Below are 16348 nucleotides of genomic sequence, written 5' to 3' on the forward strand. Positions count from 1 at the left end.
TTCAGTGTGCGGTCGGGGAAATGTGTCGAGCGCGCAGCGGAGGCCGTCGGGGGCCCGGTGCTGCACCGGCGGGCTTTTTCAGCCCGCGAAACGGATCGGCTGTGGCGGCGACGAGTCCGAATACCTCTTCCCTCGCCAGGGCGAGCGCCGCGTGCAGTGCGCCGGAGCGCACCGGTTTCCCGGTGACCAGGGAGGTGCGCACCGGAGTTCGTGGGGTGACCAGCTGGTGCAGTTCGGCGGCGACCATGGCGCTGAACGCCTCGCCGCCCGCCTGCGCGGTCTCCCCGGCCAGCAGCACCAGCTGCGGGTCGACCACGCTCACCACCCCGGCCACCCCGGTGGCGATGCGGCGGGCCAGGTCGAGCAGGAACGCCTGGCCCTCGGGGCCCGCGTCCACCGCCTTGCGCAGTGCGATCGCGCCGCTGCGGGCGCTGAAACCGTGTGCCCTGGCCAGTTTGACCACCGAGCCGGTGGCCAGCAGGTCGCCGAGCCGGATGCCGCCGCGGTCCACACCGGTGTCCGCGGCGGCCCGGTCCGGCACCCGCATGGAGTCGATCTCACCGGCGCCACCGGTGGCCCCGCGCAGCAGGCGCCGGTTGATCACCACCGCGGAGCCGAGTCCGGCGCTGATCCAGATCAGCACGAAGTCCTGCACGTCCCCGGCCCGGCCGGAGGTCATCTCCTCCAGCGCGACCAGGTTCACGTCGTTCTCCACCGTCACCGGCACCGCGAGCAGCTCGGTGAGCGTGCCTGGCACGTCGAAGCCCTCCCAGGTGCGCAGGTGCGGGGCGAAGCCGAGGTGCCCGGTGACCGGGTTGACCCCGCCGGGCGCGCCGATGACCACCTGGCAGAGCCCGTTCGGGTCCACCCCGGCCCGGCTGGCCGCGGCGGCCAGGGCGAGCTGGAAGGAGGCCAGCACCGCCTCGTGGCCGCCCCTTGGCAGCGCGGTGTGGTGCTCGGCCAGCAGCAGGCCGGTGATGTCGGCGATGGCGATGTCCACCCCGCGCGGGGTGAGGTCCACCGCGGCCACGCTGGCCAGCGTGCCGTTGACGGTCCAGAGCTGGGCCCGTGGCCCCCGGCCGCCGCCGCGGAGCCCGGCGCGCACCACGGCGCCCTCGGTCTCCAGTCTCGTCAGCAGTGCCGCGGTAGCCGGTTTCGACAGCCCGATCTGGGCTTCCAGCTCGGACCGGGTGAGGGCGCCGTGCCGCAGCAACGCGTCAATGGCCGCGCGATCGTTGATCTCACGCAGCAGTCGCGGGCTACCGGCTCGCATGACCCTCCTGTCTGTTAACTTTCCAGACGATTTCGGGTCACCGTAGTGACCGCCCTCACCCCGGTCAACGGTTGGCATCCGTTTGTAACGTTCCTTACCGAAACAGGCAACATCCGCCGCCACCTGGATCGGCTTAGGTTCGCCTCACTTCTTGGTGGGATCTGGGCGCTGGATGAGGCAGGCTGGTACCCGTGGAACCCTCCGCCGATTCCCGTCCGGCCGCAGGCCAGGAGTCCCTCGGTGCCCTGCTCGGCGGCCGGGGCGGCGCGGTCGACGCCACCCTGCCGCCACTGGCGTTCGTGGTGGGCTGGCTGCTCTTCGACGAATCGATCTGGATCGGCTCGGCGGTCGCGCTGGTCGTCGGGCTGGCCATCGCCGGTTACCGGCTGAGCAAGGGCGACCGGCCGCGCGCGGTGCTGCTGGGCATGCTCGGGGTGTGCGCGGCCGCGCTGGTCGCCCTCTACACCGGCCGGGCCGCGGACTTCTTCCTGGTCCAGCTGCTCTCCAACGTGGCGAGCGCACTGGCCTGGCTGGTCAGCATCGTGATCGGCTGGCCACTGCTGGGCGTGGTGGTCGGCACCGCGCTCGGCCAGCGCACCCGCTGGCGCCGCGACCCCGAGCTGCTGCGCGCCTACCGGCTGGCCAGCTGGGTGTGGGTCGGCCAGTACCTGGTGCGGATCGTGGTGTTCAGCTCGCTGTGGTGGATCGACGCGGTGATCGCGCTCGGGGTGTCCAGGGTGGCGCTGAGCTGGCCGCTGGTGGCGCTGTGCGTGGCGGTCAGCGGCTGGGTGCTGTTCCGGGTGCTGCCCGCCGGCCACCCCGGCATCCGGCATCCCCGGACGCCGGAGCAGCAGGTCACGCCTGGCTGAGCTTGGCGTGCAGGGCCTGCGCGGCCGCCGGGTCGGTGATCACCGCCAGCGCCGCCAGCCAGGCCGCGCCGATGGTGCCGTCCGCGGCCACCCGGACCGGACCGCCGGTACGCCGGGTCAGCTCGGCCCGGACCCGGTCGCCGACCGGGGTGTCCGCGGTGACCAGGCTGCCGGTGAGCACCACCGGAGAAGTGTCCTCGGCGGTGCGGGTGGCCAGTGCGATCCCGGTGAGGTGCTGGGCGCCGCGTTCCACGATGTCCGCGGCGGACTGGTCCGCTCTGGCGGTGCTGGTGACCAATGGGGCGAAGCCGGCCAGCCGGATCGGTGACTCCGCGTTCACCGCGGTGATCAGTGCCCGCCGGGCCCGCACCTGGTCCGGATCCGGGGTCAGCCCGGCGTGCGCGAACACCGCCTCGCCCAGCGGACCGAGGTCCTCATGCGCCTCCACCCGGCGCAGCGTGGCCCGCACCGCCTCCCGGCCCAGCCAGTAGGCCGAGCCCTCATCACCCAGCAGCCAGCCGAAACCGCCCGCCGTGGCCACCATCCGGTGGCCGGAGATCCGGGCCGCGATCGAGCCGGTGCCCGCGACCAGCACGGTGCCCTCGCCGGTGGCCGCGGCGGTGGCGAAGGCCGCCTCGCAGTCGGCCACCACGCGGATCTCACAGGTCAGTCCGGTGGCCCTGAGCGCGGCGTCGAACAGCGCGCGCACCGAGGGGTCGGCCATCTTGGCCACCCCGGCCAGGCCCACCACCAGTCCGCCCACCCCGGCCGGATCGCCGCCGCCGAGTGCCTGGCCGACGGCCTGCGCGATCCTGGCCGCGGCCACCCCCGGCGGGTGCGCGTTGGGGTTGCCGCCCTCGGCCCGCCCCGTGCCCAGGTGCGCGCCGGTGTCGGAGATCAGCAACGCCCGGGTGGTGGTCGCGCCGGTGTCCACGCCGAGGAAGTTCATCGTCACCCGCTCGATTCGATGGCTGGAGTTGTAGATAGTTTTCCGGATCAGTGGCAAACTGGACAAGAATTAACTAAAAGTTCTGGGGAGGAACAGGGGGCGGCTGCCGTGTTCCACATGGACGTGCCACCGCTACTACCGGGGCACCGCTCGTTCGACGCGCTGGTCTTCGATCTGGACGGCACGCTGGTCGACTCGCACGCGGTGCACCGGGCCGCGTTGCGGGAGGTCTTCGCTCGGCACGGGTTGAGTGTGCCCGCCACGGCCGGTGAACCGGAGGGGATCGCGTTCACCGACTGGGCGGCGCGACTGGTGCACCGGGGCCTGCTGCCGAAGGACCTGCCGGTGCGCGGGCTGCAGCAGGAGATCCAGCGCGCGGTGCTGGGCAGGCTGGCGCAGGTGCGGGAGGTGCCGAGGGTGGTCGCGATGGCCCGCTGGGCGCAGGGCCGGGTGCCCACCGCGGTGACCACCAGCAGCAGCCGGGGCACCGCGCAGGCCATCCTGCTGGCCACCGGCCTGCGCGGGCTGTTCGACGTGCTGATCACCAGGGAGCAGGTCATGCGCGGCAAACCGGCCCCCGACCTGTTCCTGCTGGCCGCCACCGTGCTCGGCGCGGTGCCCGCCCGCTGCCTGGTGTTCGAGGACACCGAGAGCGGGCTGTACGCGGCCGGGCGGGCGGGCATGCGCGCGGTGGACATCCGCCCGCACCGCTCACGCTGACGGCAGCACCCGCGCCCGTGCGCCACTGCCGTTGTGGTGTTGCAGTACCAGCAGGTCCGGCCAGCCGACGCCGTGTTGTTGCAGGATCAGGCTGTTGCCGGGCTGGGCGGCGTAGACCAGTGAGGGCTTGCCGGAGCCCTTGGTGAACACCTTGGGCTGCAACGGGTCGAAGGCCATCGGGGTGCTGATCTCGCCGTCGCCCCACGGCCCCTGCACGCCCGCGACGTAGGTCAGCGGCGCGGAGTTGGCCTCGGGCTGGATGCCGAGGGCGAGCAGGGACACCGGCAGCACGATCACGTTGCTGTCGTAGAGGTTCGCGTCGGTGTCGCCGCCGAGTCCGTTCAGCGGTTGGACATCCACGGTCAGCGGGCCCTCGGGCAGGGTCAGGTCGTCGGTGCGGGCGACCAGCAGATCGGTGCCGGGCACCCTGGTGGCCAGGACCCGGTACTCGGGCCGGGCGTCGCCGGTGGTGCTGATCTCCACGTACGGCGTGACCGTGCCGCCGAGCAGCGCCCAGTCCCGTTTGGCGGCCAGGCCGAAGCCGAGCATCCCGCGGGCGCCTTCCAGTGGCGCGGTGCTGGTGGCGCCGACGTGCCGGAGTTCGCCGTCGGAGCTGCCGTGCAGTTCGAACACACTGGCCAGCGAGCGGTAGCCGAGGCTGCCAGCGCCCTGGTTGAGCCCGTCGCCGGTGAACCGCAGCAGCCGCCGGTCCCCACTGCGCAGCAGTTCGAGGCCGTTGTGCGCCACCGGTTTTGGCGCGGCGTGCACCGGCACCCGCAGGGCGGGGCCGGAGTCGGGGGTGAGCAGCAGGCGGCCGGAGACGTCGGGCAGGAACTGCCGGGGCAGGTTGTCCTGGGTGAGCGGGACGGTCGGGTCGGGGGTGCGCCGCAGCACCGCGGGCTCGACGTCCAGGGTGATCTTGACCTGCGCCGATCCGCCCGCCGGGACGGTCACCGACGCCGGTTCCACCCGGATTCGCGCGCCGGGCATGGTGGTGGCCGCGGCGTACCCGGTGCGCACCGTGCGGGCCGCGCCCTTGCTGCGGATGATCACGTTGCGGGACAAGGAGACCGGTTTCTCCGCGGGCACCGCGCCAAAGGTGACGCTGACCGCCTCGGGGGCTTCGGCGGCGTAGGCGAGCAGTTCGGTTTCCAGTGCGGCCACCGCCTGCACCCGGCCAGCGCCACTGCGCCGCGGGCCGGTCACCGCGGCCTTGTGCCGGATGTCCGCGCCCGCGGTGTTCATCAGCGCCGCCTTGACCTCCGCCGGGGTCCAGTCCGGCCGCCGCTGTCGCAGCAGCGCGGCCAGTCCGGCCACGTGCGGGGCGGCCATCGAGGTGCCGGTCTGCACCGAGATCCCGCTGCCGGTGCCACTGGCCGCCGAGGCGATGGTCTCGCCCGGCGCGGCCAGATCCGGCTTCACCGCGGGGAAGTGCACGCCACGCGCGGAGGACGGGCTGATCGTGTCGGTCAGCTCGGGCTTGCTGGCCGGGATCGCGTTGCGCCCCTCGCCGGAGAGCCGCACCCGCAGTGCCCCGGCCTTGGCCGCCTCGGCCAGTCCGGCGCCGCTGGTCGCGGTGAACTGGAACACCGGGATCTCCGGCACGCCGCTGATCCCGGCGGTGAAATCGTCCACGGTGGAGGACAGCAGCACCCCGGCCGCGCCCGCGGCGTGCGCCCAGGTGGCCCTGGCCGGGGAACCGCAGGCGCGGCGGGAGGTGTCCTCGTCCCAGTCCAGCCAGACCAGCTTGTCCCGCACCGCGGCGGTCTCCGCGGCGGAGTACTCGCGGCAGCCGTCCAGGTTCTCCGGCAGCGGCACCACCTGGCGGGTCAGGTCGAGCTTGGCGTAGCCGGGGTAGCTGAGGCTGAACTGCCCGGCCCGCTGGCCCGCCAGTGGTTGCGGGCCCAGCACGGTGGCCGCGTCGCGCAGCAGGTAGGCGTCCCGGCTGTTGGCCACGGTGAGCGCCTCGGGGGTGTTGCCGGGGGAGCCGCTGGCCCCGTAGAGGTCGCCGCCGTTGCCCGCCGAGGCCACCACCAGCGCGCCGTGCTCGGTGAGCTTGCGGGTGAACAGCGCCTCCGGGCTGTCCGGATCGCCGAAATCGCTGCCCAGGGACAGGTTCACCACGTCGAGCCGGTCGGCGGGGTCGCCGTCGCCGTTGGGGTCAAGGGCCCGGTCCAGGGCCGCGGTGACCAGGTCGGTGCCACCCGCGCAGCCGAAGACCTTGATCGCGTACAGCTTGGCCAGCGGCGCCGCGCCCGGTCCGATCCGCAGGCCGCTGACGTCCAGGTCCCGGTACTCGGTGACCGGCGTGCCGTCCTGGCGCACGCCGAACCCGGCCGCACTGCCCGCCACGTGCGTGCCGTGGCCGCCGCAGGAGAGCGGGTTGTCATCGGGCTTGGGCGGCACGCCGCGGACCGGGTCGTAGGCGTCCCCGGCCAGGTCCACGCCGCCGATCACCTTGGCGGTCGGGAAGAACCGGGGATCCGCCTTGACCGGGTCCAGCGCGGCGAAGGAACCGGTGCCGCCGAAGTCGGCGTGGGTGTAGTCGATGCCGTCGTCCACGATGCCGATCCGCACGCCCGCGCCGAGGGCGCCCAGGCGCTGCCAGGCGGCCACCGCGCCGGTCAGCGGGCCCGCGCCCGCGTTGGTGCGGAAGTGCCGGGTGGCCGGGCGCACCGAGCGCACCTCGGGCGCGCCCGCCAGTTCACGCAGGGCCGTGGCCTCCGCCCGGACCAGCAGCCCGGCCACCGCGGTGGTCCGGCGCAGCAGCCGGGACCGGGCGTCCCTGGCCCGCAGCCGGTTGACCACCTGCTCTCCGGCGCGGGCCCCGCTCAGTTCCACGAAGGCGGTGACCGGGCCGGACCTGCCAGCTAGCGTGGTGGCGGACATTCGTGGCAGCGCTCCCACCCGCGGTGTGCCCAGGCCGGGCGCGAGCAGTGGCTCTTCCAGCGCCCCCGCTGGCACCGCGCCACCGGCGCAGAGCAGCGCGGCGAGGCTGAGCAGGGCAAGACTGCGCGTATTCATCCGAGGTGTTTACCGTTCATCCGACGTGAGGGTTGCCAGGGGCACTAGACACTCGGCTAAGTTGGCGATATACATCCGATGTCTGGGGATGGCTCCGGAGACGACGAGGAGTGACACCGTGCAGCTCTTGCGGCTTGGCGACCCTGGCAGCGAGGCGCCCGCGGTGCGTGCCGGCGACGGCACGCTCCATGACCTGCGCCCGCTGACCGCCGACATCACCGGCGCCTTCCTCGCCGCCGACGGGCTGGCCCGCACCGCCGCGGCGCTGGCCGCCGGCGAGCTGCCGGTGCTGGCCGATCCCGGCGACGGCTCCGGCCTGCGGGTCGGGGCGCCCATCGCGCAGCCCGGCAAGATCGTCTGCATTGGCCTCAACTACCGCGACCACGCCGAGGAGACCGGGGCCGAGCTGCCGGCCGAGCCGGTGATGTTCATGAAGGCTCCGGACACCTTGGTCGGACCGTACGACGAGGTGCTGGTGCCGCGCCGCTCGGTCAAGACGGACTGGGAGGTCGAGCTCGGTGTGATCATCGGCAGGACCGCCCGGTACCTGGAGGACCACGAAAGCGCACTCGCCTGCGTGGCCGGGTACGCGGTCTCGCACGATGTCTCCGAACGCGAGTTCCAGCTGGAGCGCGGCGGCACCTGGGACAAGGGCAAGTCCTGCGAGACCTTCAACCCGCTCGGCCCGTACCTGGTGCCCGCGAGCGAGGTCGGCGACGTGCAGTCGCTGTCGCTGAAGCTCTCGGTCAACGGCGTGGCCCGGCAGGACGGCAGCACCAAGAACATGATCTTCTCGGTGGCCGAGTGCATCCGCTACCTGAGCCAGTTCCTGGTGCTGCGGCCCGGCGACCTGATCAACACCGGCACCCCGGCCGGCGTGGCCCTCGGCCAGGCCGAGCCCAAGCCGTACCTGCGCGCGGGCGATGTGGTGGAGCTGGAGATCGAGGGCCTCGGCCGTCAGCGGCAGACCTTCGGGCAGGCCTGACATGTCCCTGATCACCGCGGTGGACGTGCTCGACGTCCGCTTCCCCACCTCGCTCGAGCTGGACGGCTCGGACGCGATGAACCCCGATCCCGACTACTCCGCGGCCTACGTGGTGCTGCGCACCGAGGACGGCGCCGTCGGCCAGGGCTTCGCCTTCACCATCGGCCGCGGCAACGACGTGCAGGCCGCCGCGATCCAGGCGCTGTCCCCGCACCTGGTCGGCTCGCCCGCGCCGACCACCGCGGCCGAGCTGGGCGCGCTGTCCCGGCGGCTGATCGGCGACTCGCAGCTGCGCTGGCTGGGCCCGGAGAAGGGCGTGGTGCACATGGCGGTCGGCGCGGTGGTCAACGCCGCCTGGGACCTGGCCGCCCGCGCCGCCGGGTTACCGCTGTGGCGCTTCCTGGCCGAGCTGACCCCGGAGGAGATCGTCAGCCTGGTCGACTTCCGCTACCTCACCGACGTGCTCACCCCGGACCAGGCGCTGGAGATCCTGCGCGCGGGCCAGGCCGGCAAGGCGGAGCGGATCGAGAAGCTGCTGGCCGAGGGCTACCCGGCCTACACCACCTCGCCCGGCTGGCTCGGCTACAGCGACGAGAAGCTCACCCGGCTCACCCGCGAGGCCGTGCAGGACGGCTTCGGGATGATCAAGCTCAAGGTCGGCGGCAACCTGGACGACGACGTGCGCCGGATGAAGCTGGCCCGCGAGGTGGTCGGCCCGGACTACCCGATCGCGGTGGACGCCAACCAGCGCTGGGACGTGGCCGACGCGGTCGCCTGGATGCAGGCGCTGGCCCCCTACCGGCCGTACTGGATCGAGGAGCCCACCTCCCCGGACGACGTGCTCGGCCACCGGGCCATCGCCGAGGCGATCAGGCCGATCAAGGTGGCCACCGGCGAGCACGTGCACAACCGGGTGATGTTCAAGCAGCTGCTCTCCGCCGGGGCCATCGACGTGCTGCAACTGGACGCGGCCAGGGTCGGCGGGGTCAACGAGAACCTGGCCATCCTGCTGCTCGCGGCCAAGTTCGGCGTGCCGGTCTGCCCGCACGCCGGCGGGGTCGGACTGTGCGAGCTGGTGCAGCACCTGGCGATGTTCGACTACGTTGCCGTCTCGGGATCTCTGGACGGGCGGGTGATCGAATGGGTGGACCACCTGCACGAGCACTTCACCGACCCGGCGATCGTGCGCGACGGCCGCTACCGCACCCCCACCACCCCGGGTTTCTCCGCCGAGATGAAACCCGCCACCCTGCACGGATTCCGCTACCCGGACGGTCCTGAGTGGACGGAGTTGTCCCGATGAGCACCGAGTTCGACGGATTGGTCGCCGTGATCACCGGCGGCGCCTCCGGCATCGGCCTGGCCACCGCGCAAACGCTGTCCGCGCGCGGGGCGAAGGTCGCCTGCCTCGACCTCAACCCCGAGGTCCCGGAACCACTGGTCGGCGTGCGCTGCGACGTGGCCGACGACGCCACCGTGGTGGCCGCCGTGGACGCGGTCTTCGCCGAGTTCGGCCGGATCGACATCCTGGTCAACAACGCCGGCATCGGCGCCCAGGGCGATGTGGGCGCCAACCCGGACGAGGAATGGGCCAGGGTGCTGGACATCAACGTGGTCGGCATGGCCAGGGTCAGCCGGGCCGCGCTGCCCTACCTGCGCCGCTCGCCAGCGGCCGCGATCGTGAACACCTGCTCCATCGCCGCCTGGGCCGGACTGCCCCAGCGCGCGCTGTACTCGGCCAGCAAGGGCGCGGTCTACGGACTCACCCTGGCCATGGCCGCCGACCACGTGCGCGAGGGCATCCGGGTCAACTGCGTGGCGCCGGGCACCGTGGACACCCCCTGGGTGGGCCGCCTGCTCGACGCCGCGCCCGATCCGGCCGCCGAGCGCGCCGCGCTCTCGGCGCGCCAGCCCACCGGCCGCCTGGTCTCCGCCGACGAGGTGGCCAACGCCATCGCCTACCTCGCCGGACCCGCCTCGGGTGCCACCGTCGGCACCGTGCTCGCCGTGGACGGCGGGATGCACGGGTTGCGGCTGCGGCCGCAGCCCAGTTGAGATCATCTCCACCACCGAGTCAAGGAGGACCGTGGTGCGTTCCCACGTCCGCAACCTCGCGGCCACCGCCGTCGTGCTCACCACCGTGCTCGCGGGCTGTGGCACCACGAACAGCCCCGGCGGGCAGCAGAACTCCGGCGGCACCGGCCAGGTCGGCGCCACCGTGCCACTGCTGACCTCGCCGTTCTGGCAGGCATACAACAACTACGTGCCCAAGATGGCCACCGAGGCCGGGGTCCAGGCGCTGCCGACGGTCAACGCCAACAGCGATCCGGCCAAGCTGATCACCGATATGACCAACCTGCTCAACCAGGGCGTCAAGGGCCTGGTGGTCACCCCGCTGGACTCCGCCGCGGTGGTCGCCGGACTCGCCCAGGCCGACCGCAAGGGCGTGCCGGTGGTCGCGGTGGACGTGGCCCCGGAAAGCGGCAAGGTGGCCATGGTGGTGCGCGCGGACAACCGCGCCTACGGCACCAAGGCGTGCGAGCACATCGGCGAGAAGGTCAAGCAGGGCAAGGTCGTGCAGATCCAGGGCGACCTCGCCTCGGTCAACGGCCGGGACCGCTCCGAGGCCTTCCGCGAGTGCATGACCGGCAAGTTCCCCGGCATCCAGATCCTGGACCTGCCCGCGGAGTGGAAGGCGGAGAAGGCATCCTCCGGCCTGGAGTCGCTGCTCACCGCCAACCCGGACGTCAAGGGTGTCTACATGCAGGCCGGTGGCGTGTACCTGGCGCCGACCCTGCAGGCGTTGCGGCGCAAGGACCTGCTGCACCCGGTCGGTGACCCCCGGCACGTGGTCGCGGTCAGCAACGACGGCATCCCGCAGGAGTTCGAGGCCATCCGCAAGGGCGAGATCGACGCCACCGTGTCCCAGCCCGCGGACGCCTACGCCAAGTACGGCATGTACTGGATCAAGAAGGCGATGGCGGGCGAGACCTTCAAGGCCGGTCCGACCGACCACGGCAGCACCATCGTCGAGGTCCGGCCCGGCATCCTGGAGGACCAGCTGCCCGCGCCGCTGGTGACCAAGGCGAACGTGGACGACAAGGCGCTGTGGGGCAACCAGCTGTGAGCGCACCCGCCGCGCCGGTGGTCGAAGCGCTGGGGATCACCCGGCGCTTCGGCCCCACCACCGCGCTCCACGACGTTGGCATCACCGTCCGCCCCGGTGAGTCGCACGCCCTGGTGGGGCGCAACGGGGCAGGCAAGTCGACCCTGGTGTCCGTCCTCACTGGACTGTCCAAACCGGACAGTGGGACGGTCTCCTTCAACGGCGAACCGGCCCCGCCGGTGGCCGACCGGGAGGCCTGGCGGCAGCGGGTGGCCTGCGTGTACCAGCACTCCACGGTCATCCCGGAACTCACCGTGGCGGAGAACCTCTTCCTCAACCGGCAGCCCAGCCGCCGCGGCGTGATCCGCTGGTCCGCGCTGCGCAGGGAGGCCGCCGAACTGCTCGCCGCCTGGGGCGTGGACGTCTCGGTGGACGCGCTGGCCGGTGAGCTGGACGTGGAACAGCGGCAGCTGGTGGAGATCGCCCGCGCGCTCTCCTACGGCGCCCGGTTCATCATCCTGGACGAACCCACCGCGCAACTGGACAGCCACGCCATCGCCCGGCTCTTCGAGCGCATGCACCAGCTCCAGTCCGCCGGGGTCACCTTCCTGTTCATCTCCCACCACCTGCAAGAGGTGTACGAGGTCTGCCAGGCGGTGACCGTGCTGCGCGATGCCAGGCACATCGTCACCGCCCCGGTCGGCGACCTCTCCCGGAGTCAGCTGGTGGACGCCATGACCGGTGAGTCCGGCGGTCTCGCGGTGGCCGACGGGGCCGAGCGGGAACCGTTGCCGGACAACGCCTCCGTCGCACTCTCGGTGCGTGGGCTCAGCGGCGCGGGCTTCGCCGACGTCTCCTTCCGGCTGCGCCGCGGCGAGGTGCTCGGCCTGGCCGGCAGCAATGCCTCCGGCAAGCACCAGGTCGCGGAAACCGTTTACGGGCTGCGGAAACCGGACGCGGGCGCGGTCGAGGTCGGCGGTGTGCCGCTCAAACCGGGCGACGTGCTGGCCGCACTGCACGCCGGGATCGGCTGCGTGCCGAGGTCCCGGCACGACCAGGGCCTGGTGCTGGGCATGTCCATCGGCGACAACGCCACCATGAGCGTGCTCGACCGGCTCGGTCCGGCCGGGTTCGCCGCGCCGAAAGCCGTGCGCGGCAAGGGCACCACCGCGATCGCCGAGTACGGCGTGGTCGCCAAGGACGCGGACCAGCCGGTCAGCGACCTCTCCGGCGGCAACCAGCAGAAGGTCGTGATGGCCCGTGCGCTGGCCAACGACCCCGATGTGCTCATCATGATCAACCCGACCGCCGGGGTGGACGTGAAGTCCAAACAGGCCCTGCTGGCCGTGGCCGACCGGGTCCGCGCCGAGGGCAAGGCGGTGCTGATCGTCAGCGACGAGCTGGACGACCTGCGCCCGTGCGACCGGGTGCTGGTCATGCGCGCCGGAATCCTGGCCGCCGAACACCCGGCTGGCTGGGCCGACGGCGAACTCGTGGCTTCCATCGAAGGAGTAGAACTCGATGGCGACTGAAACCGCCGCCCCCCAACGGATCCGCCTGGCAAGGCTGCGCGATCTGGCCCTGCTGCCCGCACTCGCGGTGGTGGTGCTGATCGGCGGACTGGTCAACGACCGGTTCCTCAGCACCGACAACCTGGTCGCCGTGCTCGGCGCCTCGGCCGCACTGGCCCTGGTCGTGCTTGGCGAGACCCTGGTGCTGCTGACCGGCAAGTTCGACCTGTCCCTGGAGTCCACCGTGGGCATCGCGCCCGCGATCGGCGCGCTGCTGGCCATCCCGGCGGCCAGCGGCATCGGCTGGTTTGACAGCCCGCTGCCGTCCTGGCTGGCCATCCTGGCCGTGCTGGTGGTGGGTGCGATCGTGGGGCTGTTCAACGGGTTCCTGGTGGTCAAGCTCCAGCTCAACGCGTTCATCGTGACCCTGGCGATGCTGATCATCCTGCGTGGCCTGCTGGTCGGCTCCACCGAGGGCAAGACCCTCTTCCAGATGCCGGACGCCTTCTTCGCACTGGCCACCAACACCTTCCTCGGCCTGCCGATCTCGGTGTGGCTGGCCGGGGTGGCCTACCTGGTGGCCGGCTTCCTGTTGCGCTACCACCGGATCGGCCGCGCGCTCTACGCCATCGGCGGCAACGCCCAGGCCGCCCGCGCCGCCGGTATCCGGGTGGACCGGATCGCCTGGTCGGTGTTCATCGTGGCCGGCGTGCTGGCCGCGATCGGCGGGCTCATCCAGACCGGTTACGTCGGCGCGCTCAGCGCGGGCCAGGGCGACCGGATGATCTTCACCGTGTTCGCCGCCGCGGTCATCGGCGGCATCTCCCTCGACGGTGGCAAGGGCACCCTGTTCGGCGCGCTCACCGGCGTGCTGCTGCTGGGTGTGGTGGACAACCTGCTCACCGCGGCCCAGGTGCCCTCGTTCTGGATCCAGGCGGTCTACGGCGCGGTCATCCTCGGCGCGCTGATGCTGGCCAGGGTCACCAGCGGGAAGGCGCAGACCTGATGGAGACGGTGCTGCACACCCGGCTCAAACCGGGCATGGAGGCCGAGTACGAGCGGGTGCACGCGATCATCCCGGCCGAGCTGGACACCGCGCTGCGCGAGGCCGGGGTCCGCTCGTGGCGGATCTGGCGCAGTGGGCTGGACCTGTTCCACCTGGTGGACTGCGATGACTACGAGGCCATGCGCGCGCACCTGCGGGAGCACCCGGCCAACCTGCCCTGGCAGGCCCGGATGGCCGGACTGCTCGAGGTGTCCGACGATTACTCGGGCGCCGAGCCCGACATCCGACTCGTCTGGGAGCTGCCGTGAGGACCGCCACCCTCGGTCGAACCACCGTGCCGGTGACCGCGCTGGGCTTCGGCGCGGCGCCGATCGGGAATCTCTACCGGCCGGTGCCGGACGTGGACGCGCACGACGCGGTCCGCGCCGCCTGGGCCGCCGGGGTGCGTTACTTCGACACCGCGCCGCACTACGGCCTCGGCCTGTCCGAACGCAGGCTGGGCGCGGTGCTGGCCGAGCAACCACGGGTCGATTTCACCCTCTCCACCAAGGTCGGCCGGATCCTGGCCGAGTACGACGGCGGCGGGGACGACCTGGCCAACGGCTTCGACGTGCTGGCCAGCCACCGGCGGGTCTGGGACTTCAGCGCGGACGGCGTGCGCCGCTCGCTGGAGTCCTCTTTGGACCGGCTGGGCCTGGACCGGGTCGACGTGGTGCTGCTGCACGATCCCGACGACCATTGGGCGGAGGCGGCCGGAAAGGGCTTCCCCGCCCTGGCCGAACTGCGTGACCAGGGCGTGATCGGCGCGATCGGCGTCGGCATGAACCAGTGGGAGATGCCTGCCAGGTTCATCCGGGAGACCGAGATCGACGTGGTGATGCTGGCCGGTCGCTACTCGCTGCTGGAGCAGCCGGCCGCGGCCGAGTTCCTGCCGTTGTGCCTGGAGCACAAGGTGTCCGTGCTGGCCGCTGGCGTGTTCAACTCGGGCCTGCTGTCCCGGCACGAGATTCCCGTTGGCGCCAAGTACAACTACGCCGACGCGCCGCCGGAGCTGGTGGACCGGGCCCGCGCGATCGCCGCGGTGTGCGAGCGGCACGGCGTCACGTTGCCGCAGGCCGCCATCCAGTTCGCCTTCGGCCACCCGGCCATCGCCTCGGTGGTGATCGGGGCCCGCACCGGCGCACAGATGAGCCAGAACGCCGAGCTGGTGGCGAATCCGGTGCCGCCCGCGCTGTGGGCCGAGCTGCGCGAGCGCGACCTGCTGGCCGCCGACGTCTCCGGCCCCGGCGAGCAGGCATGAGGATCGACGCGCACCAGCACCTGTGGGACCTCTCCGTGCGGGCCCAGGACTGGATCACCGGGCCGGAGATGGCCCCGCTGGACCGCAGTTTCATCCTGCCCGACCTGCACCACGTCACCGCGGCCACCGGGGTCGGGGCCACCGTGCTGGTGCAGACGGTCACGGTGGCCGAGGAGACCCCGGAGTTCCTGGTCTTCGCCGAGGCATCCGAGATCGTGGCCGCGGTGGTCGGCTGGACCGACCTGACCGCCCCGGACATCGCCGACACCCTGGCGGGCCTGCGCGAAGGCCACGGCGGCCGGTGGCTGCGCGGCATCCGGCACCAGGTGCAGGGCGAGGCCGACCCGCGCTGGCTGTGCCGTCCCGAGGTGCGCCGCGGCCTGGCCGCGGTGGCCGCCGCCGGACTCTCCTACGACCTGCTCACCCTGCCGCACCAGCTACCCGCGGCCATCGAGACCGTCCAGGCGTTGCCGGAGCTGTCCTTCGTGCTCGACCACTGCTCCAAGCCGCCCATCGCCAGTGGCGAGCTGGAGCCGTGGGCGAGTGATCTCCGCGCGCTGGCCGCGTTGCCGAACGTGACCTGCAAGCTGTCCGGACTCGTCACCGAGGCCGACTGGGCACAGTGGACGGTCGAACAGCTGCGCCCCTACACCGAGGTGGTGCTGGCCGCCTTTGGCCCCGAACGAGTGATGTTCGGCTCGGACTGGCCGGTCTGCCTGCTGGCCGCGCCGTACGCCACCGTGCTGGAAACAGCCGAGGTACTGACCGATCGGCTCACGCCGGAGGAACGGGCCGCCGTGTTCGGCGACACCGCCCGCCGGGTGTACGCGATCGAGCAGTCATCCGAGGTTGCGCAACCACTGCTCGACACCGGCAACGTGCACGGTTGACCAGGAGCGGGCCAGCTCCGGCTCGTGCGCGGCCAGCGCGTCCACGATCGCCCGGTGCTCGGCCACGGTCCGGTCCACCGCCCCGCCCTGGGCGATGCCGCGCCAGATCCGGGCCCGCACGGTGGGGCCGGCCAGGGTGTCCAGCAGCTGGGCCAGGTAGGCGTTCCCGGCTGCCTGGGCGATCCGGCGGTGGAACTCCAGGTCCAGCTCGACCAGGCGTTCCACCGAGTCGGAGCGTTCGGTCTCCTCGCACAGCTCGCGCAGCGCGGCGATGTCCTTGTCGTCGATGCGCACCGCCGCGATGGCCGCGCAGGCCGGTTCGAGCACCCGGCGGACCTCCAGCACCTCCAGCACGGATTCCTCGCCACGGTGCAGGTCCAGCACGAAGCTGAGCGCGCCGAGCAGCTCGTCCGCACGCAGGCTGGACACGTAGGTGCCATCGCCCTGCCGCACATCCAGCACCCGGACCAGCGACAACGCCTTGACCGCCTCGCGCAGCGAGTTCCGGGACAGGCCTAGTCGCTCGGCCAGATCGGCCTCCCTCGGCAGCCGGTCACCCGGCTTCAGCTCGCCGGAGACGATCATTTCCTTGACGCGCAAAATGGCGTCATCGGTGACGGCCACTGCCCCCCCCCGTTTCGCGAGCCGGTACACACCTCGGATGTTTCCTCCCAGTATGCGGCATCGGACGGGCTCGGTTGCGCATTGCTCCATT

15 protein-coding genes are annotated in these 16348 nt (G+C 72.2%); 11 read left to right on the top strand and 4 right to left on the bottom strand.

Translation table 11 applies throughout. The features are described 5' to 3' along the window. Position 1: 1 nt before the first annotated feature. Entirely contained in the window at positions 2–1273 is a 1272-nt protein-coding gene (locus HNR67_RS07635; RefSeq protein ID WP_185001373.1) for an ROK family transcriptional regulator, read from the bottom strand. A 191-nt stretch (positions 1274–1464) separates the two neighbouring features. On the opposite strand from HNR67_RS07635, the gene HNR67_RS07640 reads away from it, so the two are divergent. Next, on the top strand, positions 1465–2142 hold the full coding sequence (locus HNR67_RS07640; protein WP_185001374.1) for a DUF3159 domain-containing protein: 678 nt from the start codon (positions 1465–1467) through the stop codon (positions 2140–2142). On the opposite strand, the gene HNR67_RS07645 is transcribed toward HNR67_RS07640, so the two are convergent. Then, a complete protein-coding gene (locus tag HNR67_RS07645; protein WP_185010308.1) occupies positions 2129–3091 on the bottom strand; it encodes an N-acetylglucosamine kinase in 963 nt (320 codons plus the stop codon). The genes HNR67_RS07640 and HNR67_RS07645 overlap by 14 nt on opposite strands. Before the next feature lie 117 nt (positions 3092–3208). On the opposite strand from HNR67_RS07645, the gene HNR67_RS07650 reads away from it, so the two are divergent. Continuing rightward, positions 3209–3811: an HAD family hydrolase gene (locus tag HNR67_RS07650; protein WP_185001375.1), complete on the top strand. Its 603-nt coding sequence runs from the start codon at positions 3209–3211 to the stop codon at positions 3809–3811. Here HNR67_RS07650 and HNR67_RS07655 read toward each other — a convergent pair. Beyond that, the gene (locus tag HNR67_RS07655; protein WP_185001376.1) at positions 3803–6835 is read right to left on the bottom strand and encodes a S8 family peptidase; all 3033 of its coding nucleotides are present in this window, start codon (positions 6833–6835) and stop codon (positions 3803–3805) included. The genes HNR67_RS07650 and HNR67_RS07655 overlap by 9 nt on opposite strands. A gap of 118 nt (positions 6836–6953) precedes the next feature. Between HNR67_RS07655 and HNR67_RS07660 the strand changes: the two genes are divergently transcribed. The 9 genes from HNR67_RS07660 to HNR67_RS07700 are packed head-to-tail and all read left to right on the top strand — an operon-like array spanning position 6954 to position 15633. Then, positions 6954–7820, top strand: coding sequence for a fumarylacetoacetate hydrolase family protein (locus HNR67_RS07660; protein WP_185001377.1), 867 nt, complete (start codon positions 6954–6956; stop codon positions 7818–7820). A gap of 1 nt (position 7821) precedes the next feature. Next, positions 7822–9123, top strand: a complete 1302-nt coding sequence (locus tag HNR67_RS07665) for an enolase C-terminal domain-like protein (protein ID WP_185001378.1) — start codon at positions 7822–7824, stop codon at positions 9121–9123. Next, the gene (locus HNR67_RS07670) at positions 9120–9875 is read left to right on the top strand and encodes an SDR family NAD(P)-dependent oxidoreductase (RefSeq protein WP_185001379.1); all 756 of its coding nucleotides are present in this window, start codon (positions 9120–9122) and stop codon (positions 9873–9875) included. The genes HNR67_RS07665 and HNR67_RS07670 overlap by 4 nt, the downstream gene beginning before the upstream one ends. A 34-nt stretch (positions 9876–9909) precedes the next feature. Next, a complete protein-coding gene (locus HNR67_RS07675) occupies positions 9910–10947 on the top strand; it encodes a sugar ABC transporter substrate-binding protein (protein ID WP_185001380.1) in 1038 nt (345 codons plus the stop codon). Further along, positions 10944–12458 carry a sugar ABC transporter ATP-binding protein gene (locus tag HNR67_RS07680; protein ID WP_185001381.1) on the top strand — a complete coding sequence of 505 codons (1515 nt, stop codon included), beginning with the start codon at positions 10944–10946 and terminating at the stop codon, positions 12456–12458. The genes HNR67_RS07675 and HNR67_RS07680 overlap by 4 nt, the downstream gene beginning before the upstream one ends. Continuing rightward, positions 12448–13443, top strand: coding sequence for an ABC transporter permease (locus tag HNR67_RS07685; protein ID WP_185001382.1), 996 nt, complete (start codon positions 12448–12450; stop codon positions 13441–13443). Before HNR67_RS07680 ends, HNR67_RS07685 begins: the two co-directional genes overlap by 11 nt. Further along, entirely contained in the window at positions 13443–13751 is a 309-nt protein-coding gene (locus tag HNR67_RS07690) for an L-rhamnose mutarotase (protein ID WP_185001383.1), read from the top strand. Before HNR67_RS07685 ends, HNR67_RS07690 begins: the two co-directional genes overlap by 1 nt. Continuing rightward, positions 13748–14743 carry an aldo/keto reductase gene (locus tag HNR67_RS07695; RefSeq protein ID WP_185001384.1) on the top strand — a complete coding sequence of 332 codons (996 nt, stop codon included), beginning with the start codon at positions 13748–13750 and terminating at the stop codon, positions 14741–14743. The genes HNR67_RS07690 and HNR67_RS07695 overlap by 4 nt, the downstream gene beginning before the upstream one ends. Beyond that, the gene (locus HNR67_RS07700; RefSeq protein WP_185001385.1) at positions 14740–15633 is read left to right on the top strand and encodes an amidohydrolase family protein; all 894 of its coding nucleotides are present in this window, start codon (positions 14740–14742) and stop codon (positions 15631–15633) included. Before HNR67_RS07695 ends, HNR67_RS07700 begins: the two co-directional genes overlap by 4 nt. Here the strand turns inward: HNR67_RS07700 and HNR67_RS07705 are convergent. Continuing rightward, the gene (locus HNR67_RS07705) at positions 15583–16257 is read right to left on the bottom strand and encodes a FadR/GntR family transcriptional regulator (protein ID WP_185001386.1); all 675 of its coding nucleotides are present in this window, start codon (positions 16255–16257) and stop codon (positions 15583–15585) included. The genes HNR67_RS07700 and HNR67_RS07705 overlap by 51 nt on opposite strands. Between the last annotated feature and the right edge of the window lie 91 nt (positions 16258–16348).

Origin of the sequence: Crossiella cryophila (assembly GCF_014204915.1) — a bacterium.
Lineage (GTDB): Bacteria > Actinomycetota > Actinomycetes > Mycobacteriales > Pseudonocardiaceae > Crossiella > Crossiella cryophila.

What these genes read in the sequence shown, in the direction of transcription:
- HNR67_RS07685 (WP_185001382.1), top strand. Translation starts at nt 12,448, where the DNA reads ATGGCGACTGAAACCGCCGCCCCCCAACGGATCCGCCTGGCAAGGCTG.
- HNR67_RS07650 (WP_185001375.1), top strand. Translation starts at nt 3,209, where the DNA reads ATGGACGTGCCACCGCTACTACCGGGGCACCGCTCGTTCGACGCGCTG.
- HNR67_RS07690 (WP_185001383.1), top strand. Translation starts at nt 13,443, where the DNA reads ATGGAGACGGTGCTGCACACCCGGCTCAAACCGGGCATGGAGGCCGAG.
- HNR67_RS07700 (WP_185001385.1), top strand. Translation starts at nt 14,740, where the DNA reads ATGAGGATCGACGCGCACCAGCACCTGTGGGACCTCTCCGTGCGGGCC.
- HNR67_RS07645 (WP_185010308.1), bottom strand. Translation starts at nt 3,091, where the DNA reads ATGAACTTCCTCGGCGTGGACACCGGCGCGACCACCACCCGGGCGTTG.
- HNR67_RS07665 (WP_185001378.1), top strand. Translation starts at nt 7,822, where the DNA reads ATGTCCCTGATCACCGCGGTGGACGTGCTCGACGTCCGCTTCCCCACC.
- HNR67_RS07670 (WP_185001379.1), top strand. Translation starts at nt 9,120, where the DNA reads ATGAGCACCGAGTTCGACGGATTGGTCGCCGTGATCACCGGCGGCGCC.
- HNR67_RS07635 (WP_185001373.1), bottom strand. Translation starts at nt 1,273, where the DNA reads ATGCGAGCCGGTAGCCCGCGACTGCTGCGTGAGATCAACGATCGCGCG.
- HNR67_RS07655 (WP_185001376.1), bottom strand. Translation starts at nt 6,835, where the DNA reads ATGAATACGCGCAGTCTTGCCCTGCTCAGCCTCGCCGCGCTGCTCTGC.